The organism is Janibacter hoylei PVAS-1, from assembly GCF_000297495.1.
In the GTDB taxonomy this organism is placed as follows: domain Bacteria; phylum Actinomycetota; class Actinomycetes; order Actinomycetales; family Dermatophilaceae; genus Janibacter; species Janibacter hoylei.
In genome coordinates, this window is record NZ_ALWX01000014.1 from 48,771 (window position 1) to 75,284 (window position 26,514).

Annotated in this window: 22 protein-coding genes and 3 pseudogenes; 16 read left to right on the forward strand and 9 right to left on the reverse strand. The window is 70.7% G+C overall.

Going from position 1 to position 26,514, the window contains the following annotated elements; genetic code table 11:
• Positions 1 to 96 precede the first annotated feature (96 nt).
• Positions 97 to 432: pseudogene (locus tag B277_RS18750) on the reverse strand (FAD-dependent oxidoreductase); the annotation flags it as partial.
• A gap of 29 nt (positions 433 to 461) precedes the next feature.
• Between B277_RS18750 and B277_RS03475 the strand changes: the two are divergent.
• The 6 genes from B277_RS03475 (at position 462) to fahA (ending at position 5,917) form a co-directional block, all read left to right on the forward strand.
• On the forward strand, positions 462 to 899 hold the full coding sequence (locus B277_RS03475; protein WP_007925230.1) for an SRPBCC family protein: 438 nt from the start codon (positions 462 to 464) through the stop codon (positions 897 to 899).
• 22 nt (positions 900 to 921) lie between these two features.
• On the forward strand, positions 922 to 1,863 hold the full coding sequence (locus tag B277_RS03480; protein WP_007925231.1) for a MerR family transcriptional regulator: 942 nt from the start codon (positions 922 to 924) through the stop codon (positions 1,861 to 1,863).
• 40 nt (positions 1,864 to 1,903) lie between these two features.
• Positions 1,904 to 2,575: an IclR family transcriptional regulator gene (locus B277_RS03485; protein WP_007925232.1), complete on the forward strand. Its 672-nt coding sequence runs from the start codon at positions 1,904 to 1,906 to the stop codon at positions 2,573 to 2,575.
• A 102-nt stretch (positions 2,576 to 2,677) separates the two neighbouring features.
• Positions 2,678 to 3,889: a homogentisate 1,2-dioxygenase gene (locus B277_RS03490; RefSeq protein ID WP_007925233.1), complete on the forward strand. Its 1,212-nt coding sequence runs from the start codon at positions 2,678 to 2,680 to the stop codon at positions 3,887 to 3,889.
• A complete protein-coding gene (locus B277_RS03495; RefSeq protein WP_128276868.1) occupies positions 3,886 to 4,722 on the forward strand; it encodes a hypothetical protein in 837 nt (278 codons plus the stop codon). The genes B277_RS03490 and B277_RS03495 overlap by 4 nt, the downstream gene beginning before the upstream one ends.
• A gap of 16 nt (positions 4,723 to 4,738) precedes the next feature.
• On the forward strand, positions 4,739 to 5,917 hold the full coding sequence (gene fahA / locus B277_RS03500) for a fumarylacetoacetase (protein WP_007925236.1): 1,179 nt from the start codon (positions 4,739 to 4,741) through the stop codon (positions 5,915 to 5,917).
• A 93-nt stretch (positions 5,918 to 6,010) separates the two neighbouring features.
• On the opposite strand, the gene B277_RS03505 is transcribed toward fahA, so the two are convergent.
• Together B277_RS03505 and B277_RS03510 are read right to left on the reverse strand one after the other, a co-directional pair.
• Positions 6,011 to 6,646, reverse strand: a complete 636-nt coding sequence (locus B277_RS03505) for a hypothetical protein (RefSeq protein ID WP_128276866.1) — start codon at positions 6,644 to 6,646, stop codon at positions 6,011 to 6,013.
• A 290-nt stretch (positions 6,647 to 6,936) separates the two neighbouring features.
• Positions 6,937 to 7,572 (reverse strand): DUF6318 family protein, encoded by a 636-nt coding sequence (locus B277_RS03510; protein WP_128276865.1) that lies wholly within the window; start codon positions 7,570 to 7,572, stop codon positions 6,937 to 6,939.
• A gap of 151 nt (positions 7,573 to 7,723) precedes the next feature.
• Here B277_RS03510 and B277_RS03515 point away from each other — a divergent pair, with 151 nt between their 5' ends.
• From B277_RS03515 to B277_RS03525, 3 genes are all read left to right on the forward strand, one after another.
• Positions 7,724 to 9,070 carry an MFS transporter gene (locus tag B277_RS03515; protein WP_007925245.1) on the forward strand — a complete coding sequence of 449 codons (1,347 nt, stop codon included), beginning with the start codon at positions 7,724 to 7,726 and terminating at the stop codon, positions 9,068 to 9,070.
• A 91-nt stretch (positions 9,071 to 9,161) separates the two neighbouring features.
• Positions 9,162 to 9,947, forward strand: a complete 786-nt coding sequence (gene kynA / locus B277_RS03520) for a tryptophan 2,3-dioxygenase (protein WP_007925246.1) — start codon at positions 9,162 to 9,164, stop codon at positions 9,945 to 9,947.
• Positions 9,944 to 11,164 (forward strand): kynureninase, encoded by a 1,221-nt coding sequence (locus tag B277_RS03525; protein ID WP_007925247.1) that lies wholly within the window; start codon positions 9,944 to 9,946, stop codon positions 11,162 to 11,164. Before kynA ends, B277_RS03525 begins: the two co-directional genes overlap by 4 nt.
• Before the next feature lie 3 nt (positions 11,165 to 11,167).
• On the opposite strand, the gene B277_RS03530 is transcribed toward B277_RS03525, so the two are convergent.
• Positions 11,168 to 11,890, reverse strand: a complete 723-nt coding sequence (locus tag B277_RS03530; RefSeq protein WP_007925248.1) for an alpha/beta hydrolase — start codon at positions 11,888 to 11,890, stop codon at positions 11,168 to 11,170.
• A gap of 91 nt (positions 11,891 to 11,981) precedes the next feature.
• Here B277_RS03530 and B277_RS03535 point away from each other — a divergent pair, with 91 nt between their 5' ends.
• A complete protein-coding gene (locus B277_RS03535; protein ID WP_007925249.1) occupies positions 11,982 to 12,362 on the forward strand; it encodes a hypothetical protein in 381 nt (126 codons plus the stop codon).
• Positions 12,363 to 12,493: 131 nt separating this feature from the next.
• Positions 12,494 to 13,936 (forward strand): HNH endonuclease signature motif containing protein, encoded by a 1,443-nt coding sequence (locus tag B277_RS03540; RefSeq protein ID WP_007925250.1) that lies wholly within the window; start codon positions 12,494 to 12,496, stop codon positions 13,934 to 13,936.
• A 6-nt stretch (positions 13,937 to 13,942) separates the two neighbouring features.
• Here B277_RS03540 and B277_RS03545 read toward each other — a convergent pair whose 3' ends face one another.
• The 3 genes from B277_RS03545 to B277_RS03555 all read right to left on the reverse strand — a co-directional run bounded on the left by B277_RS03545 (position 13,943) and on the right by B277_RS03555 (position 15,738).
• Positions 13,943 to 14,770, reverse strand: a complete 828-nt coding sequence (locus B277_RS03545) for an MOSC domain-containing protein (RefSeq protein WP_007925251.1) — start codon at positions 14,768 to 14,770, stop codon at positions 13,943 to 13,945.
• Positions 14,771 to 14,809: 39 nt separating this feature from the next.
• Positions 14,810 to 15,259 (reverse strand): hypothetical protein, encoded by a 450-nt coding sequence (locus B277_RS03550; RefSeq protein ID WP_007925252.1) that lies wholly within the window; start codon positions 15,257 to 15,259, stop codon positions 14,810 to 14,812.
• Between the two features lie 98 nt (positions 15,260 to 15,357).
• On the reverse strand, positions 15,358 to 15,738 hold the full coding sequence (locus B277_RS03555) for a hypothetical protein (protein WP_128276862.1): 381 nt from the start codon (positions 15,736 to 15,738) through the stop codon (positions 15,358 to 15,360).
• 162 nt (positions 15,739 to 15,900) lie between these two features.
• Between B277_RS03555 and B277_RS03560 the strand changes: the two genes are divergently transcribed.
• The 5 genes and pseudogenes from B277_RS03560 to B277_RS03575 all read left to right on the forward strand — a co-directional run bounded on the left by B277_RS03560 (position 15,901) and on the right by B277_RS03575 (position 20,608).
• Positions 15,901 to 16,899, forward strand: a complete 999-nt coding sequence (locus B277_RS03560) for an ABC transporter ATP-binding protein (protein WP_007925254.1) — start codon at positions 15,901 to 15,903, stop codon at positions 16,897 to 16,899.
• Complete coding sequence (locus B277_RS03565; protein ID WP_007925255.1) at positions 16,896 to 17,654, forward strand: ABC transporter permease; 759 nt, start codon at positions 16,896 to 16,898, stop codon at positions 17,652 to 17,654. Before B277_RS03560 ends, B277_RS03565 begins: the two co-directional genes overlap by 4 nt.
• 557 nt (positions 17,655 to 18,211) lie before the next feature.
• Positions 18,212 to 18,421: pseudogene (locus tag B277_RS18755) on the forward strand (histidine kinase); the annotation flags it as partial.
• A 372-nt stretch (positions 18,422 to 18,793) separates the two neighbouring features.
• Positions 18,794 to 19,399 (forward strand): response regulator, encoded by a 606-nt coding sequence (locus B277_RS18760; RefSeq protein ID WP_007925256.1) that lies wholly within the window; start codon positions 18,794 to 18,796, stop codon positions 19,397 to 19,399.
• Between the two features lie 114 nt (positions 19,400 to 19,513).
• Positions 19,514 to 20,608 carry a DUF4185 domain-containing protein gene (locus B277_RS03575; RefSeq protein ID WP_007925258.1) on the forward strand — a complete coding sequence of 365 codons (1,095 nt, stop codon included), beginning with the start codon at positions 19,514 to 19,516 and terminating at the stop codon, positions 20,606 to 20,608.
• A gap of 15 nt (positions 20,609 to 20,623) precedes the next feature.
• On the opposite strand, the gene B277_RS03580 is transcribed toward B277_RS03575, so the two are convergent.
• Together B277_RS03580 and dnaE are read right to left on the reverse strand one after the other, a co-directional pair.
• Positions 20,624 to 22,768, reverse strand: a complete 2,145-nt coding sequence (locus B277_RS03580) for a S9 family peptidase (protein WP_238148038.1) — start codon at positions 22,766 to 22,768, stop codon at positions 20,624 to 20,626.
• Positions 22,765 to 26,368 (reverse strand): annotated as a pseudogene (dnaE, locus tag B277_RS03585) (DNA polymerase III subunit alpha). The gene B277_RS03580 and the pseudogene dnaE overlap by 4 nt, the downstream one beginning before the upstream one ends.
• Between the last annotated feature and the right edge of the window lie 146 nt (positions 26,369 to 26,514).

A 26,514-nucleotide genomic window follows, 5' to 3' on the forward strand; every position in this document is an offset into this window, starting at 1 on the left:
GGCCCACGACAGGCCGCACCCGTCGCAGGTGATCGACATGCTCATCTCGGTCGGCCGCGTCGCGATGTCGAGCTCACGGAAGAGCCGCAGGAGGTGGGGGTAGGTGCGCTCGTTGTGGACGATGAAGCCCGAGTCGACCCGGACCTGGCCGGCGGCGGTGTCCACGGTGTGCGTGTGGGCGTGTCCGCCGAGGCGCTCGTCGGCCTCGAAGAGGGTGACGTCGTAGGACCGGGAGAGGACGTGGGCGGCGGTCAGGCCGGAGACCCCGCCGCCGATGATGGCTGCGGTGGGTCGAGAGGCTCGGTCTCGGGGCTCTGTCACGTCGTGCGCTCCAACCGGGGACGAAGGGGGGGGACCTCTCGGGTTCGTCGCCGAGGGACCACAAGGATTGTTCAACCTTTGTCCAAAAGGTAGGCTGGCGGCAGCCCACATGTCAAACCTTTGTCCAAGGATGGTTCGCCGTGAAGATCACCCGCACGATCACTGCCCCCGACACTCCCCCGAGTGCCGTCTTCGCCTACCTCAGCGACTTCACCACGAGCGAGGAGTGGGATCCCGGCACGCTCGAGACGACCCTCGTGGAGGGCGACGGAGGCGTCGGCAGCCGCTACCGCAACCGGTCGGTCTTCCGCGGACGCGAGACAGAGCTGACCTACGTCACCGTCGACCTGCAGCCGGACCGGCTCGTCGTCATGCGCGGGGAGAACTCGAGCGTCGTCGTGCACGACCGGATGTCGATCCGGCCGGGTGTCGGCGGGAGGGGTAGCGCGCTCGTCTACGAGGCCGACTTCCGCTTCAAGGGACTCGCCCGGCTGGCCACGCCGCTGCTCCGGCGCCCGCTGACCCGCTTGGGTGACGACGCCGAGCAGGCCCTCGCCCGGGTGCTGCCGCGGCTGTGAAGGAGCCAGAGGACCGCTGTCGATGTACACGATCAAACGCGCCGCCGAGCTGACCGGCGTCTCCGCCGCCACGCTGCGGGCCTGGGAGCGCCGCTACGACGTGGTCGAGCCGCAGCGCACCGACGCCGGTTACCGCCTCTACGACGACGAGGCCCTGGCGCGGCTGCGCACGATGGCCGAGCTCGTCGCCGACGGCTGGACGGCGAGCCATGCTGCGGCAGAGGCGGGCCGACGCCACAGCGGTATAGGGTCAGCACCAGGTCGGCCTGACCCGACACCCCCACCGGCCGCCGCGACCACACCGGCGGGTGAGGCCCACTTCGAGGCTCCTCCGTCGCACCTCAGCACACCGCCTTCGTCCGGCGCCGACGCGACCCGACGACTCATCGACGCGGCCGCCGCGATGGACCCGGCCGGGGTCGCCGCGGTCCTCGACGAGCGCTTCGCGACCGGCTCCTTCGAGGCGGTCGTCGACGACTGGCTGATGCCCGCGCTCGTCGAGCTCGGGGAGGCGTGGGCCGACAGCCGGGTCACGGTCGCCGGGGAGCACCTCGTCGCGCACGCGGTACTGCGGCGGCTCGCTGCCGCCTTCGACGCCGCCGCCAGCAGGGTCGGCGGGCCACGGGTGATTGTCGGCCTGCCCGCCGGGGCGTACCACGAGCTGGGCGTCTTCGCCTTCGCCGTGGCCCTGCGTCGGCTGGGCGTCGACGTCGTCTATCTGGGAGCCGACCTGCCGACCGACGCTTGGACCGCGGCTGTGACGGCCCACACCGCGCGGTGCGTGGTCATCGGCGTGCCGCGGCGCCCGGACGCTCGCACGGCCAGCACGCTCGCCAAGGCCCTGGCCGACCATCACGGGGTGACCGTCTGCGTGGGCGGCAGCCATCAGGACGACGTCGAGGGGGCCACCCGGCTCGGTCACGCGGTGGGGCCCGCCGCGGCGCAGGTGGCCGGTCTGCTCTGAGGGCGCGCGTCGGCAGCCGCTGCGTACACTGCCCGACATCATGAGCACCCTGCAGACGCTCGACCGCGGCCTCGAGGCGATGGACGTCGTCGCCCGGCGCACGGACGGCATCTCCCCGGCCGTGCTCGCCGACGAGCTCGGGGTGCACCGCGCCGGCGCCTACCGCATCCTCGCGACCCTCGAGCAGCGTCACCTCGTGACGAAGGGGGCCGACGGCCGCTACCGCCTCGGCAGCGGCGCCCTCGCCTACGCGGGCCGGTTCATGAGTCAGTACCGACTCGCGGCCCAGCCGATCGTGCAGGAGCTCGCCGACCAGAGCGGGTGCACCGCCTTCGTCTCCATCGCCGACGGCGACGAGTCGGTCGCCATCGCCGTGGCCGAGCCGAGCGTCCGCGGGGCCATCGGCATCAGCTACCAGATCGGGACCCGCCACCCCTTGAGCTCGGGTGCGGACGGCATCGCGATCCTGGCCCAGCGACCGCCGCAACCCGACGACCCCGAGGCCGTGCAGACCGCTCGCGCCGACGGGCACGCCCTGTCGGACGGACAGATCCAGCCCGGCGCGCTCGGCCTGGCCATCGGCACCGGCAGCATCGCCGACGACGTGGAGGGCGCCATCGGCGTCATCCGCCTGGGCCGTCCCGGCGACCTCGACGTGGCGACCCTGCTCCCCTTCGTCCAGCACGCCCGCGAGGCCGTCACCCACCTCTGAGGCCCCGATCGGGCCATGGTCACGCGGTACCTACGCGCGCTAGGATGTGCGCTGAGCGCACACTCTGATCCGCTCTCCGCACAACGACGTGAAGGACAGCCCATGGCCCACTACCGCCAGGTCGGACCCGTGCCGGGCAAGCGGCACACCCTCTTCAAGGACGACGACGGGCGCATCTTCTCCGAGGAGCTCATGGGCGAAGAGGGCTTCAGCTCCGACAGCTCGCTGCTCTACCACCGGCACATCCCGTCGAGCATCGTCGGGGCGCGACCGTGGGAGCTGCCCGACCAGACGCTCACGCCCAACGAGCCGTTGCTCCCCCGGCACCTCAGGCTCCACGACCTCTTCACCGACGAGCAGGCTGCCGGGACGGACGCGGTGACCGGTCGTCGGCTCGTCCTCGGCAACGGTGACGTGCGCATCTCCTACGCCCACGTCGGGCTCACGTCCCCGCTGTACAAGAACGCCATCGGTGACGAGTGCGTCTACGTCGAGCGCGGATCTGCGCTGCTCGAGACGCAGTTCGGCGCGCTCGAGGTCGCCGAGGGCGACTACGCGATCATCCCCCGCGCGACGATCCACCGGTGGGTGCTGCGCGAGGGCGAGGCCGCGCGTCTCTACGCGATCGAGGCGAGCAGCCACATCGCCCCGCCGAAGCGCTACCTCTCCCGCTACGGCCAGCTGCTCGAGCACGCGCCCTACTGCGAGCGCGACCTGCGCGGGCCGACACAGCCACTGCTCGTCGACGAGCAGGACGTCGACGTGCACATCAAGCACCGCGGGCGGGGCCCGAGCGGCATCACCGGCACGATCCACACGGTGACCGAGCACCCCTTCGACGTCGTGGGCTGGGACGGCTGCCTCTACCCCTACGTCTTCAACATCCGCGACTACATGCCGATCACGGGCAAGGTGCACCAGCCGCCGCCGGTCCACCAGGTCTTCGAGGGCCACAACTTCGTCGTCTGCAACTTCGTGCCGCGCAAGGTCGACTACCACGAGCTCGCCGTGCCGGTGCCGTACTACCACTCCAACGTCGACAGCGACGAGATCATGTTCTACGTCGACGGCGACTACGAGGCGCGCAAGGGCTCGGGCATCGGCAAGGGGTCGGTCTCGGTGCACCCCGGCGGCCACGCGCACGGCCCGCAACCGGGTGCCGTCGAGGCCTCGCTCGGCGTGGAGTACTTCGACGAGACGGCCGTCATGGTCGACACCTTCCGTCCGCTCGACCTCGGCGAAGGGGGCCTGGCCGTCGACGACGGGATCTACGCGCGGTCGTGGACCGGCGGGCGATGGGTGGGCGACGCATGAGCACCGTGCCCGAGCAGTTCGTCGCGTTCTTCGACGACGCCGCGACCTTCCCGCCCGGGCTGGCGCCCGTGTCGCAGGCCGTGACCGATCACGTCGCGCGCCGCTCGACGCTGCTCGACGACGCCGTCGGCCCGGCCGTGCTGTCGCTGGCGGACCTGCCGCAGGCCCAGCGGGTCGCCGCCAGCTGCGACCTCTCCGGTGGTCCGGTCGAGGTCTCCGTGGTCACGCCGGCGGGGCGGCTCGGCGAGGCCCTCAGGATGGCGAAGGGGGTGGCACCCGAGCTGCGGGTCGTGGCCGTGGAGCTCAAGACGGCCCCCGACGACCGGTCGGTGTGGGAGGCCCAGATCCGCGAGGCCGCGGCGGTGACCGCCCTGCCGGTCTACGTGGAGCTGACGACAGCCCAGGTCACGCAGGGCGCCCTCGACCTGCTGGCGGGGACCCCCCTTCGGCTGAAGTACCGGACGGGTGGCATCGAGGCGCACCTCTTCCCCACCCCGCAGGAGCTCGGCGACGTCCTCGTCGCTGCGGTGGCCGCCGGGCTGCCCTTCAAGCTCACGGCCGGGCTGCACGAAGCGGTGCGCCACACCAACGCCGAGACGGGCTTCACCCACCACGGCTTCCTCAACATCGCGCTCGCCACGCAGGCTGCGCGCGCCGGCGAGGGCCGGGAGGTCATCGCCGGCTGGCTCGCCGAGACCGACCCGGCGCGGCTCGGCGCGGCCGCGGCCGCCTCGGACGGGGCGTGGCGCGCCTCCTTCACCAGCTTCGGCACCTGCAGCGTCGGCGAACCTGCCGACAGCCTGCACCGACGTGATCTCTTCCCCGCGACCTGACGAGAGGCACGACTCCATGACGACTGCGGCACAACGACTGTCGACCGAGGGCTTCGGGCCCGACAACCTGCCCTACGGCTCCTTCTCCCCCGCCGGTGGTGACCCGCGACTGGGCGTGCGCCTCGGCGACGCGGCGATCTCGCTGCGCGACCTCGTGCCGGCCGTGGCCACTGCCGGCGGTCCCGCACTGCCCGTCGAGGTGGGTGACGCGGCGTCCGGGAGCAATCTCGACGCCCTGCTCGCGGCCGGTCACACCGTGTGGCAGCCACTGCGGACGTGGCTGCAGGAGGTCGTGACGACCGACGGACTCGACGGCGTCGTCGCGGCTGCGGCGACGCCCGTCGCCGAGGTGACGATGCACATGCCTTTCACCGTCGCCGACTACGTCGACTACTACGCATCGGAGCAGCACGCGACCAATATCGGGCGCATGTTTCGTCCGGACCAGGCGCCGCTGCTGCCCAACTGGAAGCACCTGCCCGTCGGCTACCACGGCCGCGCCGGGACCGTCGTGCCGTCGGGGACCGACGTGCCGCGGCCCAAGGGGCTGCGGCCGGAGGAGGGCGGGACCCCGAGCTTCGGCCCGTCGCGCCGCCTCGACATCGAGGCCGAGATGGGCTTCGTCGTGGGTGGGTCAGCTCCCGAGGGTGAGGTCTCGGTGGCGCAGGCCGCTGCGGAGCACCTCTTCGGTGCGGTGCTCTTCAACGACTGGTCGGCCCGCGACATCCAAGCCTTCGAGTACGTGCCGCTCGGGCCCTACCTCGGCAAGTCCTTCGCCTCGTCGATCTCGCTGTGGGTCGTGCCGTGGGAGGCGTTGGCCGCTGCGCGGGTGGCGCCGCCCGAGCGAGAGCACGCCCTCGCCGACTACCTCGACGAAGGGGGCGAGTCTTGGGCCCTCGACATCACGCTGGAGGTCGAGCTCGACGGCGAAGTCGTCTCGCACCCGCCCTACCGGACGATGTACTGGACCGCGCCGCAGATGGTCGCGCACATGAGCGTGGGCGGCGCCTCCCTGCGGCCCGGTGACTTCTTCGGCTCCGGCACGGTCTCAGGCGAAGGGAGGGACCAGCGCGGCTCCTTCATGGAGCTGTCGTGGGGTGGCAAGGAGCCGCTCGTGCTCGCCGACGGGCGCGAGCAGCGCTTCCTCGAGGACGGTCAGACGGTCGTGCTGCGGGGGGCGCGCGCCGGGCGCTGACGGGTCGGTCATCGACTTCGGTGAGTGCGTGGGGACGATCCTGCCGGCTAGGTGAGCGTCGCTCCCTTCGATGGTGCGGGATCAGCGTCGGCTTCAGCTGACGAGACGGGTCCGGGTCCCGACGACCTCCAACTCGGTGACGGGTTCGTCCTGGAGGTCCGCGACCGCGCCCAGGTCCTGCCAGGCGCCGCCGTTGACGCGGTACTGCCCGACGAGGCGGGCGTCCACCTTGACCTCGCGCGTCCCGGTGCTGTCGTAGGTGTGCTTGATGTCGCCGTCGGGGTACCGCCCGCCCGCGCTGCTCGTCCACGAGGACGTGCTGCCGTCGCCGTAGTCGTAGCGGTAGTCCTTGGACGCGATCTTGAACTCGATCGACCACGAGAGGAGCTTGACCGGCTTGCTCACGTCGCCGGGTTTGAGGCCGCCCGCGCTCGGCCAGGTGGCGCGGTAGTAGGTCGGCAGCCCGACGAGGGTCTTGTTGCCGACGGGCTGCATCGAGGTCTTCGGCTTGGCGAAGGGCAGCTCGAGGAAGGCCTCACGGATCTGCGTGATCGTCGGCGTGGGCGGAGGGGGTGGAGTGCGCGGGATGGTCGGGTCGTTGATGTCGGGTGGAGGGGGTGTCCCCGGCAGGCAGGTCTGCTGAGGACCGAACCACTCGTCGGTACCGACCGGCCGCTGCCACACCAGACGCGGTGTGCCGCCACCTCGCATCCGGCAGTCGATGATCACGCCGCTGCACATTGGGTCGAGCCCTCCGCCAGTGCAGGTCTTCGATCTGGACTCCCATCTAACGGCCTTTGCGTCCACACCCAGCGGACTCCTGCCCCTTGACTGACCAGAGTGACGTTGCTGATGGCGTTCCTGAGAAGCGACCTGCCGCTCTACGGTGGCAAGTGTCCTGATCCGGTGGTTGTTCGTCTTGGGCATCGGCTCAGTCGGCTCGGCCCAAGCCTCGGTCGGACCCAAACCACCGCCAATCGCAAGACCGAGCACCAGCAAGAGTCGCAGTGCCCGGTACCTCATGTGAGAGCCAACAGATCGACCACAGTCCAGGTTGCACCCCGCTTGTCGAGGTACACAATGAGGTCGTAACTAACGGGGTCAACGCTCGAAACAGCCTTGCCGGACTTGTCCAGCATCTCGTAGGCCGCGTCATCTACCTCGAGGGTGACAGCCTTCTCCGACTTCCCATCGGTCTCGTCCGTCGACGTGCTGGACCTGATCGAAATCGGATTGCGATCGGCGCGTTGCCCCTTCCTCTTCTCCGCTTCGACCGTGCCGACATACTCGTCGCAAGGCAGGCAATCGGAGGACAGCTCCTTCAAATGAGTGGTGTCGGAGGCCTCCAGCGCACGTCCAGTCTCAGACCAATAGTGCTCGGCAAACGCGACCGCACCCTCATCCGTGTGCTTCTTCGCCTCCGCCGGGATCTCGGGGGCATCACCCTTCGCACTGGTCGACGACGAACTGCTCCCAGAGCTCGACGACGAGCTCGCACTCGACGCCCCCGACGAACCCGTCGAGCTCGACGGGTCCCGCGGCTCGATGGTCATCGTGTCGGAGCCATCGGGCTCGTCATCCCCGCAACCGGACAGCCCACCCACGGCCAATGCCAGGGCACTCAGCAGGACAGCAGGACGTCGGACAGCGCGCACGTGGATCCTTCCCCGGGCCCGTCACCCGGGCCCTCTCGACGATCCACACTAGAGAAAATGCCGAGGTTCGCACCTCGAGTTGTCCACAGGGCGGAGCCACCCACCATCCACCGCCAGCCCCACCGTCGGCACCTCGGTCTACATTGACGCGGTGACGACGACCCAACGCCTCCACGCACTGCTCATCACACGTGACCTCGACGCGGAGGCCGAGCTCCCCGACGACGTGCGGCGGGACGTGCCGGGCAACTCCCTTCGTCTCGTCGGAGCCAACGCGCTCCAGTCCTCGGGCGACCAAGCGGTCAGCGCCTCGACGGTCCTCCCGTGGCTCTTCCACGCCATCGGCGTGCCCGCCGCGCTCACCGGTGCACTCGTCCCCATCCGCGAGTCGGGGTCGATGCTCCCCCAGGCGCTGCTCACCCCCTTCGTCGTGCGGGTCCGCAGTCGCAAACTCGTCACCGTCGCCGGCGCACTCGTCCAGGCCGCGGCCGTCGCCGTCATGGCCGCGACCGCCGCGCTCGGCAGCGGGCTGGCCGCCGGACTCACGATCCTCGTCGCGCTCACCGTCTTTTCCCTCGGCCGGTGCCTGACGTCGATCGCCTCGAAGGACGTGCAGGCCAGGGTCGTGCCGAAGGGAGAGCGCGGCCAGATCAACGGCCTCGCCACCACCGCCTCCGGGCTCGTCGCCATCACCCTCGGGCTGGCGGTCCGCGCCCTCGGCGAAGACCTCGATGCACAGACCCTCGCCGCGATCCTCGGGGCCGGCGCCGTGCTCTGGGTGCTCGTCGCCGGTGTGTGGGCGAGCGTGCGGGAGCCGGTGACCCTTCGAGACGGCGCTGGCGCGCCTCCTCAGGGACCGGACAGCGACGGGGCAGACGACGGGCAGAACTGGTTCGCCGAGACGATCACGCTGCTGCGGGAGGACGCGACCTTCCGCAACTTCGTCACCGTCCGCAGCTTCCTGCTCGTCTCCTCGCTCAGCCCGCCCTTCATCGTCACCCTCGCCGTGCAGGCCGGCGCGCCGGCGCTCACCGGCCTCGGCGGCTTCATCATCGCGTCGGGGCTGGCCTCGCTGCTCGGCGGTCGCACCTTCGGGCGCATGGCCGACCGCTCGAGCAAGCGGCTCATGACCTTCGGCGCCGCCCTCGCCTCGCTGGTGCTCGTCACGCTCGTCCTCCTCGACACCACGCTCGACCTCGACGGCGGCAGCCTGCTCACCTACGCCGTCTTCGTCACCGCCTACTTCCTCGTGACACTGCTCCACACCGGCGTGCGTGTCGGGCGCAAGACCTATGTCGTCGACATGGCCGAGGGCGACCAGCGCACCACCTACGTCGCCGTCTCCAACTCGGCGATGGGCCTGGTGCTCCTCGTCGTCGGTGCCGTCAGCTCCGCGATCGCCGGCTGGAGCATCATCGGGACGCTGCTCTTCCTCGCCGCCCTCGGCGTGCTCGGGGTCATCTCGTCCCGACGCCTCCCCGACGTCGAGCAGGCCTGACCTGACCGCGGGCCGCAGCGCCTAGTCTGAGGCGGTGACCGGCAACACACGAGACATCGAGGCAGGCGTTCACCGCGATTTCCGTGAGGAGATGTCCTACGGGTCCTACCTGGCCCTCGACACGCTCCTCGACGCGCAGCACCCCATGAGCGAGCACCACGACGAGATGCTCTTCATCGTCCAGCACCAGACCTGCGAGCTGTGGCTCAAGCTCGTGCTCCACGAGACCCGCTCGGCCATGGAGCTGCTCGCCGCCGACGAGATGCGCATCGCCCTCAAGCGCATCGCCCGCGTCAAGCACATCCAGCGCACGCTGACCGACCAGTGGTCCGTGCTCGCGACGCTGACCCCGACGGAGTACCAGGAGTTTCGCCCCTACCTCGGCCACGCCTCGGGCTTCCAGTCCTGGCAGTACCGCGCCGTCGAGTTCGCCCTCGGCAACAAGCACGCCGGCATGCTGCCCGTCCACACCACCGACCCCGAGGCCCACGCGGTGCTCAGCGAGCTGCTTGAGGCGCCGAGCCTCTACGACGAGTTCCTCCGCTACCTGTCACGCCGCGGCTACCCGATCCCCACCAGGGTCCTCGAGCGCGACGTCACGACCGCGCACGAGCTCAACGCCGAGCTCGTCGCCGTCCTCACCGACATCTACCGCGACGCCGAGCAGCACTGGGACGTCTACGAGGCCTGCGAAGAGCTCGTCGACCTCGAGGACAACTTCCAGCTGTGGCGCTTCCGCCACCTCAAGACGGTGCAGCGCACCATCGGCATGAAGACCGGCACCGGCGGCAGCTCCGGCGTCGGATTCCTCCAGCGAGCGCTCGACCTCACCTTCTTCCCCGAGCTCTTCGCCGTGCGGACGGAGATCGGCGCATGACCACCGACCTGCGGACCCGTGCCGCCGAGCTCGACGCGAGTGACCCCCTTCGTCACACACGTGACCTCTACCTGCCGTCGGCGGGCCTCGTGGCCTACCTCGACGGCAACTCCCTCGGACGGCCGCTGCGGGCCACCGCCGAGCGGATCACCCGGCTCGTCGAGCACGACTGGGCCGACCGCCTGATCCGCTCGTGGGACGAGCAGTGGATGCAGCTGCCGCTGCGCCTCGGTGACCGCATCGGTGAGGTCTGCCTCGGCGCCGCCCCAGGCCAGACCGTCGTCGGCGACTCGACGACCGTCATGCTCTACAAGCTGCTGCGAGCGGCGGTCGCCGCCGCCGGCCCGCAGCGCCCCGAGATCGTCCTCGACACCGAAAACTTCCCCACCGACCGCTACGTCGCCGAGGGCATCGCGGCCGAGACCGGTGCCGAGCTCGTGTGGCTCGAGCCGGACCCGGCGAAGGGGGTCACCCCCGACCTCGTCGCCTCCGCCCTGACCGACCGCACCGGTGTCGTCCTGCTCTCCCACGTCGCGTACAAGTCGGCATGGATCGCCGACCTGCCCGAGATCACCCGGCTCGCGCACGAGGCTGGCGCCCTCGTGCTGTGGGACATGTGCCACTCCGTCGGCGTCGTCGCCAGCGACCTCGACGCGCACGGCGTCGACCTCGCGGTCGGGTGCACCTACAAGTTCCTCGGTGGCGGGCCGGGTGCGCCCGCCTTCGGCTACGTGGCTGCGCGCCACCAGGACCGGCTGCGGCAGCCCATCCAGGGCTGGATGGGACACGCCGCTCCCTTCGTCATGGGGCCCGGCTACGAGGCGGGCGCGGGGATGCGCGGCTTCATCTCCGGCACTCCCCCGGTGCTCGGCATGGTCGGCATCGAGGACACCGTCGACCTCATCGAGTCGGTGGGTCTGGGAGCGGTGCGGGACAAGGCTGCTGGCCTCGGTCGCTTCGTCATCGCGGCCGTCGACGAGCGACTGGCCCGGCTGGGGGTGCGGCTCGTCTCTCCCCGCGAAGACGCCACGCGAGGGGGCCACGTGACCATCGCGCACGAGGACTTCCGCGAGGTCTACCGGGCGCTGTGGGACGACGACGTCGTCCCCGACTTCCGCGAGCCCGACGGGATCCGGCTCGGGCTCTCGCCCCTCAACACGTCGTACGGCGAGGTGGCCGAGGCGCTGCTGCGGATCGAGGCGGCACTCACCCGCTGAGGGTCAGCCGGGCAACGCGGCCACGACGGCCGGCCAGTGCGGCGACGCCGGGTCGACGACGTCGAAGTGGTGGGCTCCGGTGAGCACCGTGCGTGCCCATCCGTCGCTCTGACGAAGGGGGACGCTCGCGTCCTCGTCGCCGTGAAGCACTGCGACGCGGCCCGCCGCACCAGGGTCGGCCGAGCGCAGGCGGCTCGGGTCGAGCCGGGCGTACACGTCAGGCGCCCGGTCCGGGGTGGCCCTCACCCAGTCGCGGACGGCGTCGCCACCGAGGCGATCGGTGACGGCAGTGTCGAAGTCCGCGACCGGGGCCAGCGCGAGCACACGCACCGGCGGCAGGTCGGGGTGCAGTGCGCGCCACATGACGAGGGCGCCTCCGGCGCTGTGGCCCACCCATGCGGCGACGTCGTGGCCGGTCCGCCGCAGGTGCTCGTCGAGGCGCTGCAGGTCCTCGAGCGTCGCGTCGGGATCGCCCGGCACGCGGCGGTACTCGGCGAGGACGACCCGCCACCCGAGATCTGCGAGCGCGCGCGCCATCGGTCTCGCGTGGGTCCGGTCGACGCCCGGCCGGAAGTAGCCGCCGTGCACGACGACGAGGGTGCGTGCCGCGGCCGGTCCGTATGTCTCGTGGACGTGGTCGGGCCCGGTCCCGCAGGGCGTGCTCGGGGCGTCGATACGGGCACCCGCAGCGAGCAGGCGGTCCAGCGCGTCGTCCTCGGTGGTCATGCCATCAGCCTCCCACTGTGCCGGTGTCGCCCCGGGAATGAGCACCGTTACCCAGTGACCCGGGCGAGGTGCGCCTCGTAGCGTCGCAGACATGGCCGCACTCCCCCTTCGATCCGCACCCACCGCACCCGTCCACGCCGACCGCGGGTGGATCCACGTCGTGCCGTCGGTCGCGCTCCTCGTCCTCTGCGGCATGTACCCGCTCGTCGTGCTCGTGACGACCTTCCAGGCCGACGACGCCGACATCTCGACCCGTCCGGCGGCGCCCTTCGCCGCCGCAGCAGCCGCCTTCGTCGCGGTCATCGCGGGCCTGCTCATCGGGAGCTTCGTGACGATGGTCGCCTACTCCGCGGTCCGCTTCGGTCGGACTCCCGGGGTGCGCACGGCGCAGATGATCGGGCTCGGCCTGACGACCCTCGGCTGCTGCATCGGCATGTGGCTGGCCCTCGTCGTCGTGCCGCAGATGGCCTGAGCCAGCGGTGGCTTGGGGCGCCGGAGGTCGCTGAAGAAGGAATCCCCACGGGTCTTGATCTCGAACATGTGTTCGACTAGTGTCTCCGTATGGAGCTGACAGGGGCGGTCGAAGAGGCGATGGGGCGGTCATTGAGCCTCATCGACCTGGCCGCTGCGCGGCACCCCATCGACTTCACCCCGAGCCTCGACTCGCTCCTGCGGGCAGCCCACCGCGAGGTGGACTCGATGATGGACCGCCTCACCGACAACGCTCTCGGCCCGGCCGAGCTGCGCGCCCAGATCGCCGAGGTCGAGCGGCTCAAGCGCCGCGTCGAGGCCGTGCAGCTGCGGCTGACGGCACAGGCCTCGCAGCGGCGAGCGCACGAGGGGTCCGGGCAGCTCGACACCCCCAGCTGGTTCGCCCGCACCACCCGGACCGACCGTGCGGACGCTGCGGGTCATGCGGCCCTGGCCGATGCTCTGGGTGAGCGGCCGAAGGGGGACGGCGGTGACGGTGACCCGGGCGGCGGCCCTGGCGCGGGCGGTGGGGCCGGTGGCGCGAGCGACGGAGACGGAGGGCGACGGACACCTCACCTCACCGCGACCGGCGCGGCACTCGACGAGGGCCGCATCAGCGCGGCCCACGCCAAGGTCATCATGCGGGCGCTCGACACCCTCCCCGACGCGACGACCGACGAGCAGCGGCGACAGTGCGAGCTGGCCCTGCTCAAGCTCTGCACCAACCGCTCCCCCAGCCAGGTGCGCCGGGCATCGCGACGCATCATCGAGGTCTTCGAGTCGCGGGTCGAGACCGTCGACCAGCACGAGGACGACCTCGTCGCCGACGAGGAGGAGGCTGCGCGGGACAAGGCATCCTTCTGGATCAAGGACAACTGCGACGGGACGATGACCGGGCAGTTCACCGTCCCCTGGGTCTCGGGGATGATGCTCAAGAAGGTCATCGACGCCATGACCGCGCCTCGACGCCGGTCCGAGGACGCAACTGCCGCTGACTCGGCCCCCACCGACGGCGACCGGTCGCTCGTGACGAGCCATGCCGATCGCCACCTCGACTGGGCGCACCGCCGCGGGCTGGCGCTGGCCGACCTACTGACCCGCATCCCGACCGACCACCTGCACACCAAGGTCTCGGCGACGATGCTCGTGACGACCCGCCTGAGCGACCTGCTCGGCGACCTCGGCACCCGGGCCGCCGGCACGGACGTCCATGACGTCATGAGCGCCGGGACCGCCCGCCGCCTCGCCTGCGGCGCGGGCATCCTCCCCGCTGTCCTCGACGGCGACTCCGTCCCCCTCGACCTCGGGCGACAGCGGCGCCTCTTCAGCGACAACCAGCGGATGGCGCTCGCCGGACGCTACGACGAGTGCGCTGCCGAAGGGTGCGATCGGCCCTTCGCCTGGACCGAGACCCACCACCTCAGGCCGTGGGAAGCCGGCGGCCTCACCGATCTCGACAACGCCGTCCCGCTCTGCGGGCGCCACCACCACATGATCGACAGCGGGATGTGGTCGCACTCGATCACCCGGCGAGACCAGCGGACGGTCGCCCTGTCCTTCCACCGGCGGACGTAGGAGACCTCAGTCGCCGGGGACGACCTCGTCGCCGAGAGCGATGCGCCCTTCGTCCAGGGGCACCAACCGGGTGCCGAACCACGTCTTGCCATCCCATGTCCGGTGGCGTGCCAGAGTCCGGATGGGCTCCTTGCCGGCGACGATCGTCTCGGGGTCGATCGTCGTCATGACGCAACGGTCGCAGACCTCGGCCGTGCGAAACCTGACCTCCCCGATCCGCAGCGTCCCCCACCCGTCCTCGTCGAAGGGCTCACCGCCGTCGATGACGACATTCGGCCGGAAGCGGACCATGCTCAGCGGCAAGGCCGCACCTGCGCCCGGGTCGTCCTCTGCAGCGCGAGCGTCGACCCATTCCTGCAGCTGGGCCAGCGAGGCCTCCGACGTGAGGAGCACGGGGCCCGCGTCGGCGAGGGACAGCGTGTCTCCAACCAGGCCACCGTGCGCACCGGACATCCGTCGCTGAGTCGGCTCCTCCTGCCACACGAGGCGAAGGGGGCGCCCCACCCGCTCGCTGATCCACTCGCTGACGTCCTGGTCGGCCGGCGGGGCGAACCCCTGCCGCGCATGGCTCACCGGGATCGGCGGGAGACCGAGGGGGATGTCGACGAGGATGCTCTCGCCCCCGTCGTGGATGCGGATCGTCTCGTCGTCGACCTGCTCCGCGTGCAGCCGCAGGAGGGCGTGCAGGTCGCGGGCGGTGACCTTTTCGCCGCTCGGGTCGACCAGACCCCAGCGACGATCGCCCTCGAGCCCCCACGGCTCCACGCGGGCGGAGTCGATCGCCTGGCCGCCGAGGGACTTGACGGGGTGGATCCACAGGCCGGTGACATGCATGAGGCGATCGTAGGCGAGGCCGCCCCCCGCCCGCCGTGCTCAGCGCGCGCGAGCCCGGGAGTGCTCGCGCGACAGGATCGCGAAGACCTCCTGCGGACGACGGGCCACCGTGGGCGGGACACGCACCGTGCCCCCTTCGGTCAGGTGCAGCTCGACGACCGGTCTGGACTCGACCTTCCCGCGACCGACCGAGACGATGTCCGACCACGGGGTCCACCCGCCGAGCTCACGGATCCACACCCCGCGCGTCGGGTCGACGCGCACCTCGACCGAGGGGCGGATGAGCCGCCACAGCGCCGTGGGGATGCCGACCGCACCGAAGAAGACGAGGAGCGCAATACCCAGCATCTGGACGAGCCCGTCACCGGCGAGCAGGCACAGGCCGATGACCGCGAAGCCGGCGCACACCAGGAGCACGAAGACCATGCCCACTCGGGCCGCGCGCAGCTCCAGCTCGCCGGTCGCCGACGTCAGGTCCTCGTCACTCATGGGCGACATCGTGCCGCACGACCCGGCCCGTCGGCGCGGCGGCACCCGCCGGCCGGAGGAGGGCAGGGCAGGACGGGCAGCTCGACCGGGCCATGCGGTCAAGCGCTGACAGGCACCTCGTCCGGCGAGATCTCCTCCGCCCCGGGCACGCCGTCCTCGAGGTGGTGCTGCGCCTCGAGGTGGTCGCCGGACCGCTCGAGCGCGAACCACCCGCCGAAGAAGGCGCTGAAGATGCCCGCCTCGCTGTCCTTGACGACGATCTGTGCGCAGTGCCCTGCCTGGACCCGGAAGGCGACTGCCCCCGACGTCGTCAGTCCGTCCTTGAGGAAGAGCACGTGCTTGCCCGACGGGATCTCGAAGTGGAGCGTGCCGCTCGACCCGTCGAAGACGCCCAGGTCACGCGTCCCGAGCATCACGTGCTTGCCCGCGAGGTGCTCCGGAGCGATCGTCCCGGTGCTGATCTCCACTGCTGCGCCCATCGAAGGCCTCCTCGTGTCGGTACGCCCGGTCGGGCAACCGGGGCCTGGCCCCCCATGATGCTCCGTCAGCCTGAGAGGTGTCTGCACCATGACACCTGTCATTGCGCAGTCGTGACATCGGGGCATGGCTGGGATACCCCCTTCGCCGCGAGGCTTGCCCCCATGACGACGACGCAGCAGACGACGAGCCCACCGGCCGCGACCCGCCCCGCAGCCGACGGCATCCTCCTCGAGGGCGTGACCAAGAGCTTCCGCTCCCGCGGCGAGACCGTGCGCGCCGTGGCCGGTGTCGACCTGACGGTCTCGCCCGGTGAGGTCCTCGCCGTGCTGGGGCCCAACGGGGCCGGCAAGACGACGACCCTCGACATGGTGCTCGGGCTGACCGAGCCGACGACCGGGCGGATCACCTCCTTCGGATCCTCCCCGCGCCGCGCCGTGCACGAAGGGAGGGTCTCGGCCGTGCTGCAGACCGGCGGCCTGCTGCGCGACCTCACCGCCCGCGAGACGGTGCGCTACGTCGCCTCGACCTTCGCCCGGCACGAGCCGATCGAGGAGGTCCTCGAGCGGGCTGGGCTGGCGGACAAGGCGAACCGACGGGTCTCGAAGCTGTCCGGCGGCGAGCAGCAGCGGCTGCGCTTTGCCCTGGCCCTGCTGCCCGACCCCGACCTGCTGATCCTCGACGAGCCCACGGCAGGGATGGACGTCGGTGCCCGACGGGACTTCTGGCGCACCATGCACGAGGACGCCGGGCACGGGCGCACGGTCCTCTTCGCCACGCACTACCTCGAGGAGGCCGACAACTTCGCCGACCGCATCGTGATGATGGCCGGCGGACGGGTGGTCGCCGACGGCACCACCGAGGAGATCCGGGCCCGCGTGAGCGGTCGTACGGTGAGCGCCGACGTCCGCAGGGGTGACGTCGACGCCACCGTCGATCGCTTGCGCGGGCTGTCGGGGGTCAGCTCGGTCACCACATCGGGAGCCCGCATCACGGCGGTCGGCGAGGACTCCGACGCGCTGGCTCGACTGCTGCTGACGGATCTCGGGGGCAGCAACCTCGAGGTCACGACCGCCTCGCTCGACGCGGCCTTCCTCGCGATCACGCGTGATGCCTTCGACGAGACCACCGACACCCAGGACGACACCGAGGAGACCCGATGAACCCCACGATCATCAGCCTGGAGCTCAAGCGCCTGGCGCGCGACTACGTCGGACTGTTCTTCATCGCGGTCCTGCCGGCCTTCATGTACGTCGTCTTCGGCGCGGCCCAGACCTTCGCCCAGGAGGACATCGGGCGCGGCAACGTGGCGCTGTACATCATGATCTCGATGGCGGTCTACGGCGCCGTCACCGCGACGGTCTCCGTCGGCGGCTCCTCGGCGGTCGAGCGCATGCAGGGCTGGGGACGACAGCTGGGGCTGACCCCCCTTCGCGATGCGTCGTACGTCGGGGCCAAGGCGCTCGTGGCCATGGTCGTCGCGTGCATCCCGATCGGCCTGATCTACGCCATCGGCTCCGCCACCGGCGCGGAGGGAGATGCCTGGGTCTGGTTGGCGACCGCCGGCATCACGCTCTTCGGCGCGTGCCTCTTCGCGCTCTACGGGCTGGTCTTCGGGCTCGCCTTCACGTCGGAGTCGGCGGTCGGTGCGGCGAGCGGGTCGCTGGTGATCTTCGCCTTCCTCGGCAACATCTTCATCCCGCTGTCGGGAGTCATGCTGACCATCGCGAAGTTCACCCCGCTCTACGGCATCGTCTCGCTGGCCCGGTACCCGCTGACCGAGGGGTACTCGGTCGACATGGACGGCAACCTCTCCCACGAGGCGCTCTGGGTGCCGCTCGTTAACGTGGGCGTGTGGACGTTGATCCTCGCTCTCCTGACGGTCTACCTCGTGCGCCGAGGTCGGGACCGGCAGTGACCGACACCTCCGACGCCGGCCACCTCGCGGACGACCTGTCCGCCGAGGTGGTCGACCCGTGGGCCCGCCACGGGTGGCTGCTGGCGGCCGTGTGGCTGGTCTTCCTGCTCTTCCCGGCCAACGAGGTCGCGCAGGTGACCGTCGACCGCCCGCTCCTGCGAGTGGTCGGCTGGGGCCTGCTCGTCCTCTTTGCCGCGGTCTACATCACGGCCTTCATCCACTCGCAGATGGGCGTGCACGGCTGCTGGACCCGGCTCCGGCGCTGGTGGGCCTTCGGGGGCTTCGCCGCGATGGTGGCGTGCATGGGCCTGCTGTCCCTGATCATCGGGCTCGAGGTCTTCGGGATGAGCGCCTTCCTCGCGAGCCTCGCCGCCTTCGGCTGGCCGCGGCGATGGGCGGCGCCCGGGGTGCTCGCCGTCGGGCTGGGGACGATCCTCGTCCTGCTCTTCACCAACGACCTGCGCGAGCTGTGGCCCCTCCTCTTCATCCCGATGCTCATCGGCGGGTTCGGGCTGCTCCTGCGGCGGATGATGGAGGGCGACGAGCGCAGGGAGGAGATGCAGCGGACCCTGGCGGTCGCTGCCGAGCGCGACCGGGTGGCCCGCGACGTCCACGACGTCCTCGGCCACTCGCTGACCGTCGTCTCGCTCAAGGCGGACCTGGCCGAGCGACTCGTCGACCGCGACCCCGAGCGCGCCAAGGCCGAGATCGCTGCGATCCGCTCCCTGACCCGGCAGTCCCTCGCCGAGATCCGCGCGACCGTCGCCGGTCTGCGGGTGACCCGTCTGGCGGACGAGCGCGACACCGCCGTCGAGGCCCTGCGCGACGCGGGGATCGAGGCCTCCGTCCCGGCCGACGTGGACGTCGTCGACCCGGCCCACCGCATCACGGTGGCGTGGGCCCTGCGGGAGACCACGACCAATGTCATCCGCCACAGCGGGGCCCGGCGCGCCGACATCGCGTGGGGGGCCGACCTGGCTCGAGGTCGTCGACGACGGACGCGGTCTGCGAGGGCGCCGCGAGGGCAATGGACTGACCGGGCTGCGCGAGCGGCTCGCCCGCGTCGGGGGGACCCTCGACGTCACCGAAGGCATCCCGGGCCCGCACGGCCCGGGCACGAGAGTGAGAGTGGAGCTGCCGTGATCACCCTGCTGCTGGCCGACGACCAGGCCCTCGTCCGCGGAGCCATGGCTGCGCTGCTCGGGCTGGAGGAGGACCTCGAGGTCGTCGCCGAGGTCGGGTCCGGGGACGAGGTCGTCGAGGCCGCCCGACGCACCCGGCCGGACGTCGCCGTGCTCGACGTCGAGATGCCCGGGCTCGACGGGATCGCGGCCGCCGGTCTCCTGCGCGAGGAGGTCCCCGGGACCAAGGTGCTCATCGTCACGACGTTTGGTCGCCCCGGATACCTGCGCCGGGCCCTGGACGCCGGGGCGAGCGGTTTCGTCGTCAAGGACACTCCCTCGGACGAGCTGGCGGAGGCCGTGCGCACGGTCGCGCGCGGCGGCCGGGTCGTCGACCCCTCCCTCGCCACAGAGGTCGTCATCGGCGGACCCAACCCGCTGAGCGAGCGCGAGCGCGAAGTCCTTGCCGTGGCGCTCGACGGGCTGTCCGCCCCCGCCATCGCTGCCCGGGTGCACCTCTCCCCCGGCACCGTGCGCAACCACCTGTCCTCCGCGATCGGCAAGACCGGCACGAGCAACCGGGTCGAGGCGGCCCGGCGCGCCCAGGACCTCGGCTGGCTGTGATGCCTGGCGTGCTGCCGCGGGACCGCCGGCGGTCGAGGCGCGGAACCCTCGCCAGGTGGTCTGCCTGCCCAGCAGGCTGCAGTACGTTGTGAGCCGACCACCCCGAGGAGCCTGATGCGCCGAACACGCTGGACTGCGCTCGTCGCCGTGCTCGTGCTCGGTGGTGGCCTGCTGGCCGGCTGCACCGACGAGCGTGACGGGTCCTGTGAAGCCACGTCGGCGCGGTTCGCCTGGGCGACGCCCGCCCCGACGGAGGATGCGCGCTTCGACCTCACCGGCCCCGGGTGGATCGGCGGTGACTCGACGTACTCCGTGCGGCTGCCCGACGACCGGACCCTGTGGCTCTTCAGCGACTCCTTCATCGGTGAGGTGTCGTCGTCGGGCCGACCGGCGCCGGGCATGGCGATGGTCCACAACGCGCTCGTGGCGGAGAGCGAGTCCGGCCGGCTGAGCACCCGCACCTCCGCCGGTCCGGAGTCCTTCTTCCCCGACCCGAGCGACGACAGCTACTACTGGGTCCAGGATGCCGTCGTGCAGGGCGACGAGCTCGTCGTCTTCCTCTCGCTGACGCGCCAGGTGAGCGGGCAGGCCGGGGGGCAGGGCTTTGCGTGGGAGCGCAATGCGATGGCGCGCGTGTCCCTGCCCGATCTCAAGGTCACCGAGATCATCGACCCGGGCGACGCCTCGGACCACGTCGCGTGGGGCGCCGGCGTCATGTCGACCCCAACCCACACCTACGTCTACGGGGTCGAGGACCTGGAGGCCACCAAGCACCTCCATCTGGCGCGGGTCCCGGCCGGCAACCTGACGGACCGGTCCCGCTGGGAGTACCGGACGCAGGACGGGTGGAGCAGCGACGTCACCCAGAGCGCCCGCCTCACCGACGGCGTGGCCAACGAGTTGAGCGTGACGCGCTACCGCGACGGGTACCTGATGATCTCGTCGGACACCTCCGCCCCCTTCAGCCCGAAGATCCAGGCCTGGACGGCGTGTGCGCCCGAGGGTCCGTGGCAGGACCCGCAGACGATCTACGAGACCCCTGAGTCCGGCGTCGGCCAGCACTTCACGTACAACGCGCACGGGCACCCGGAGATCTCGCGAGACGGCGAGCTGCTCATCTCGTACAACGTCAACACCTTCGACTTCGGCGAGCTGCAGCGCGACCCGACCCTCTACCGGCCGAAGTTCATCACCCTCGACCTCGAGTGACGGACCGCCCGGCGGTCAGCGCCGCTCGGTCGCCCCGATCTGGTCGAGGACCCAGGCCCACTCCCAGGCCGTCTGCTCCCACGCGTCGTAGCGGCCGGAGCGCCCACCGTGCCCGGCGCTCATCTCGGTGCGCAGCAGGATCGGACGCTCGTCGTCGTGACGCGTCACCTCACGCAGGCGAGCCACCCACTTGGCGGGCTCCGTGAAGTAGACCCGGGTGTCGTGGAGCGATGTCGTCGCGAGGATCGGGGGGTACTCGACCGGCGCGATGTTTTCGTACGGGCTGTACCCGCGCATGTACCGGTAGACCTCGGGGTCCTCGAGCGGGTTGCCCCACTCCTCCCACTCGCCGACGGTGAGCGGGAGATCGGGCCGCAGGATCGTCGTCAGCGCGTCGACGAAGGGCACCGCCGCCAGCACCGCGGCGAAGCGGTCCGGGGCGAGATTGGTCGCCGCGCCGACGAGCAGGCCGCCGGCGGAGCCCCCTTCGATGGCGAGGCGGTCGCGGGCCACCCACCCGCTGTCGTGGAGGTACTCGGCAACAGCGACGAAGTCGGTGAAGGTGTTGCGCTTGAGCAGCATCTTGCCGTCGTCGTACCACTGGCGCCCCAGCTCGCCACCGCCCCGGACGTGGGCCACGGCCCACACGACGCCGCGGTCGAGCAGGGAGAGCCGGGCGATGGAGAAGTACGGGTCGAAGCTCATCTCGTAGCTGCCGTACCCGTAGAGCAGACCGGGGTTGCTGCCGTCGGCCACGACACCGCGTCGCCGCACGAGGGAGACCGGCACGTGCGTGCCGTCCGGCGCGACGGCCCAGACGCGCTGCTGCTCGTAGTCGTCCAGGTCGACGCCACCGAGCACCTGGTGCCGCTTGAGGACGACCCGCTCCCCCGTGGCCACGTGGACGTCGAGCACCGACCGGGGCGACACCCAGGACTCGTGGACCACCCGGATGCGGTCTGCGTCCGGGTCGGCGACGGGGCCGAGGTGCACGGAGTGGAGCTCGTCGTCGAAGGTCACGTCCGTCGCCGGACCGTAGTCACCCACGGCGAAGGGAGTGGACCGCACCTGCCGGGGCAGGACGCGCAGGGCCGGCAGTCCGTCCACGCGGAGGGAGAGGACGGCGAAGTCGTCGAAGGCGTCGATGCCGACGAAGCGCTCGCCGTCGGTGCGCTCGAGCAGGGGCTGCCACTGCTCGTGGGTCGTCGCGTCGAGCGGGGCCCACGCGAGGTCGCCCTCGGGCTGTCGCTCGTTGTGGATGATGAGCAGGTGGTCGCCGGCCGGCTCGACGTCGTACTCGACGCCCTCACGACGGGCGGCCACGCAGCGCATCGGCCCCGTGGGGTCGTGCGCGTCGATGAGGTGGACCTCGGAGGTCGTCTTGCTGCCGAGGCCGAGCACCACCCAGCGCTCGTCGCGGCTGGTGCCCAGCCCCATCCAAAATCGCTCGTCGTCCTCGCGGTGGACGAGCACGTCGTCACCACGGTCGGTGCCGACCTCGTGGCGCCACACCTCGTGCGGGCGCCAGGCCTCGTCGACGGCGACGTGGAAGAGGTACCGGGCGTCGCGCGAGAAGGCCAGCCCGTATCCGGCGCCGACCACGGCGCGGTCGATGACCTCTCGGCTGGCGATGTCCATGACGACGACGTCGAAGCGCTCGTCGCCCGTGACGTCGACGGCGTAGGCCATGCGGGAGTGGTCGGCGCTGACCTCGAAGCCCCCGAGGGAAAAGAACTCGTGCCCGGCAGCGAGCTCGTTGCCGTCGAGCAGGACCTCTTCGCCCGGCAGCGGCCGGGTCGGGTCCAGCTCGGGCACGGCGGCCCGGTCGACGAGGGGCGCCCGACACTGGATGGCGTACTGGCTGCCCTCGACGGTGCGCGAGTAGTACCACCAGCCCCCGGAGGCCACCGGGACGCTGAGGTCGGTCTCGAGAGTGCGCTCCTTGATCTCGTCGAAGAGCTGCTGGCGCAGCGGCGCGAGGTGGGAGGTGAGCGCCTCCGCGTAGGCGTTTTCCGCCTCGAGGTACGACAGCACCTGCGGATCGTCACCGTCTCGGAGCCACTCGTAGGGGTCGTCGACCTCCTCGCCGTGGTGGGTGCGGGTCCACGGCTTCTGCGCGGCGACCGGCGGCGTCGTGCTACCGCTCATTCGCTCGCTCATGCGCTCACCGCCCGGGCGCCGAGGATCACCTTGAGGTCCCCGATGAGGGCCTCCGTCGGCTCGACGCGGTAGGCGGCATCGACCGACATCGTCACCGACCGGCCGGGCTGAACGAGCTTGATCTGCACGTCGGTGCTGCCGGGGTGCTGGGCGAGCACCTGCTTGACCTCCTCGATCCGACCGGTGGTCGCGCGCGCGTAGTCGAGGGTGAGGACGACCGGACCCCGCGGCCCGTCGGTGATCTCGGGGATCGTCAGGTCCTCGGCGTAGAGCGAGACGGAGTCGTCGCGGGCATTCACCCGGCCGCGCACCACCGCGACGATGTCCTGGGTGAGCATCGTCTGGACGGTGAGGTAGGTCTTGGGGAAGAAGAGGCACTCGATGGCGCCCTCGAGGTCCTCGACGGTGGCGATGGCCCAGAGGTCGCCCTTCTTGGTCCGCTTGACGCTCAGCCCGGTGACGAGCCCCGCGATGGTCACGTGGCTGCCCTCCTTGATGCCGGAGTCGGGCTGGGTCAGCGCCGCGATCGAGGTGTCGGCGGCCCGCTGCAGCACGTGCTCGACACCGAAGAGGGGGTGGTCGGAGACGTAGAGGCCGAGCATCTCGCGCTCGTTGGCCAGCTTGGTCCGCTTGTCCCACTCCACCTGGGGCACGGGGCGCAACCCCATGCCCTCCATGCCCGCCGGGCCGGCCTCGGCCTCGTCGTCACCGCCGAACATGTCCCACAGGGAGTCCTGGCCGACGGCCTCCTGCCGCTTGACCCCGACGAAGGCGTCGACGTACTCCTCGTGGACCATGACCAGGCCCTGACGCGGGTGGTCCAGGTCGTCGAAGGCTCCGCCCATGACGAGCGACTCGACGGTCCGCTTGTTGCAGACGACGGCCGGGCACTTGGCGAGGAAGTCGTCGAAAGAGGTGAAGGCCCCCTTCTCCTCGCGGGCCGCAATGATCCCGTCGACGACGTTGCGGCCGACGTTGCGGATGGCGTTGAGACCGAAGCGGATGTCGGAGCCGACGGCCGAGAAGCGTCCCTGCGACTCGTTGACCGACGGCGGCAGGACCTTGATGCCCATGCGACGGCACTCGTTGAGGTAGAGCGCCGACTTGTCCTTGTCGTCGCCGACGGAGGTGAGCAGGGCGGCCATGTACTCGGCCGGGTAGTTGGCCTTGAGGTAGGCGGTCCAGTAGGACACGAGGCCGTAGGCGGCGGTGTGCGCCTTGTTGAAGGCGTAGTCGGAGAAGGGGACGAGGACGCCCCACAGCGCGGCGATCGAGGCCTCGTTGTAGCCATTGGCCTTCATGCCCTCGGAGAAGGGGATGTACTCGGCGTCGAGCACCTCCTTCTTCTTCTTGCCCATGGCTCGCCGCAGCAGGTCGGCGTTGCCGAGGGTGTACCCCGCGAGCTTCTGCGCGATCTCCATGACCTGCTCCTGGTAGATGCACAGGCCGTAGGTCGTGCCGAGGATCGGGCCGAGGGCCTCCTCCATCTGCGGCTGGAGCTTGCCCTTGAGCTGGGGGTCGAGCGGCACGACCTCCTGGCGGCCGTTCTTGCGCAGGGCGAAGTTGGTGTGGGCGTTGACGCCCATCGGGCCGGGTCGGTAGAGCGCGAGGGCGGCGGAGATGTCCTCGAAGTTGTCCGGCTGCATCAGGCGCAGCAGGGTGCGCATGCCCCCGCCGTCGAGCTGGAACACGCCGAGGGTGTCACCCCGCGACAGCAGGCGGTACGTCGCCTTGTCGGTCATGTCCTTGCTCAGGGCGTCGAGGTCGATCTCCTCGCCCCGGTTGTCCTTGATGTTGATCAGGGCGTCGTCGAGGATCGTCAGGTTGCGCAGGCCGAGGAAGTCCATCTTGACCAGCCCGAGCGTCTCGCACGTCGGGTAGTCGAACTGCGTCAGGACCTGGCCATCCTGGAGCCGCCGCATGATCGGGATGACATCGATGAGCGGCTCGCTGCTCATGATGACGCCGGCGGCGTGCACGCCCCACTGWCTGGCGCTTGAGGCCCTCGAGGCCCTTCGCGAGGTCGACGACCTCACCGAGGTGCTTCTCGGACTCGACGAGCTGGCGGAACTCCTGCCCCTCCCCGAAGCGGTCGTGCTCCGAGTCCCACATCTTCGCCAGCGGCACGCCCTTGCCCATGACGTCGGCGGGCATCGCCTTGGTCAGCTGCTCGCCGACGTTGAAGGGGTGGCCCATGACCCGGGCGGCGTCCTTGACGGCCTGCTTGGCCTTGATCGTGCCGTAGGTCGCGATCATCGCGACCCGCTCGTCGCCGTACTTGTCGGAGACGTAGCGGATGACCTCGGAGCGCCGACGCTCGTCGAAGTCGACGTCGAAGTCGGGCATCGACTTGCGCTCGGGGTTGAGGAAGCGCTCGAAGATCAGGCCGTGCGGGATCGGGTCGAGGTCGGTGATGCCCATGGCGTAGGCGCACATGGAGCCGGCACCGGACCCTCGGCCGGGGCCGACGCGGATCCCGTTGTCCTTTGCCCAGTTGATGAAGTCGGCGACGACGAGGAAGTAGCCCGGGTAGCCCTTGCCGACGATGACGTCGATCTCGTAGTCAGCCTGCCGCTGCGCGTACTCGGGGATGCCGTCAGGGAAGCGCTTGTGCAGGCCCGTCTGCACCTCCTTGACGAACCACGACTCCTCGTCCTCGCCCGGCGGGCAGTCGAAGCGCGGCATGTACCGCCCTTCGCCCTCGACGAAGGAGACCTCGCACATGTCGGCGACGAGCAGGGTGTTGTCGCACGCCTCGGGCAGCTCGCGCCACAGGTGGCGCATCTCGGCCGGCGACTTGAGGTAGTAGCCCTCGCCGTCGAACTTGAAGCGGTCGGGGTCGTGGAGCTTGGAGCCGGAGTTGATGCACAGGAGCGCGTCCTGGGCGATCGCGTCCTCCTGCTTGACGTAGTGCAGGTCGTTGGTCGCGAGGAGCGGCAGCTGCAGGTCCTTGGCCAGGCGCATGAGGTCGTCGCGGACGCGCCGCTCGATCTGGTTGCCGTGGTCCATGAGCTCGAGGAAGTAGTGCTCGCGGCCGAAGATGTCGCGGAACTCCGAGGCCGCCTCGATCGCCTTGTCGTACTGCCCCAGCCGCAGCCGCGTCTGGATCTCCCCCGACGGGCAGCCGGTCGTCGCGACGAGCCCTTCGCCGTACTGGGAGAGCAGCTCGCGGTCCAGCCGCGGCCACTTGGCGAAGACCGAGTCCAGGGAGGCCCGCGACCCCATGGTGAAGAGGTTGTGCATGCCGGTGTTGTTGCGCGCCAGCAGCGTCATGTGGGTGTACGCGCCACCACCGGAGACGTCGTCGCCCGGCCGCGTGCGCTCGTCGCCCCACTTGACGCGGTTCTTGTCCGTGCGGTGGGTGCCCGGCGCCACGTAGGCCTCGAGCCCGATGATCGGCTTGACGTCGTAGGACTGCGCCGTCTTCCAGAACTCGTGCGCGCCGAAGAGGTAGCCGTGGTCGGTCATCGCGATCGCCGGCATGCCCATCTCCTGGGCGGTGGAAAACATGTCCTTGATCCGCGCGGCCCCGTCGAGCATCGAGTACTCGGTGTGGTTGTGCAGGTGGACGAAGTTCTCGGAACGCGGCAGCTCGGACATCGACCCGAGTCTAGATCGCCCCACCGACACCCCGGCACGCCGCCGGCCGCCTCCCGCGCACCGCTCGGCGCGCCGCCGCCCGAGACGTGCGGTCACCGCGGACGAAGGGGGTTAACGTCGCCTCGACAGAGTCGTCCACACCGCAT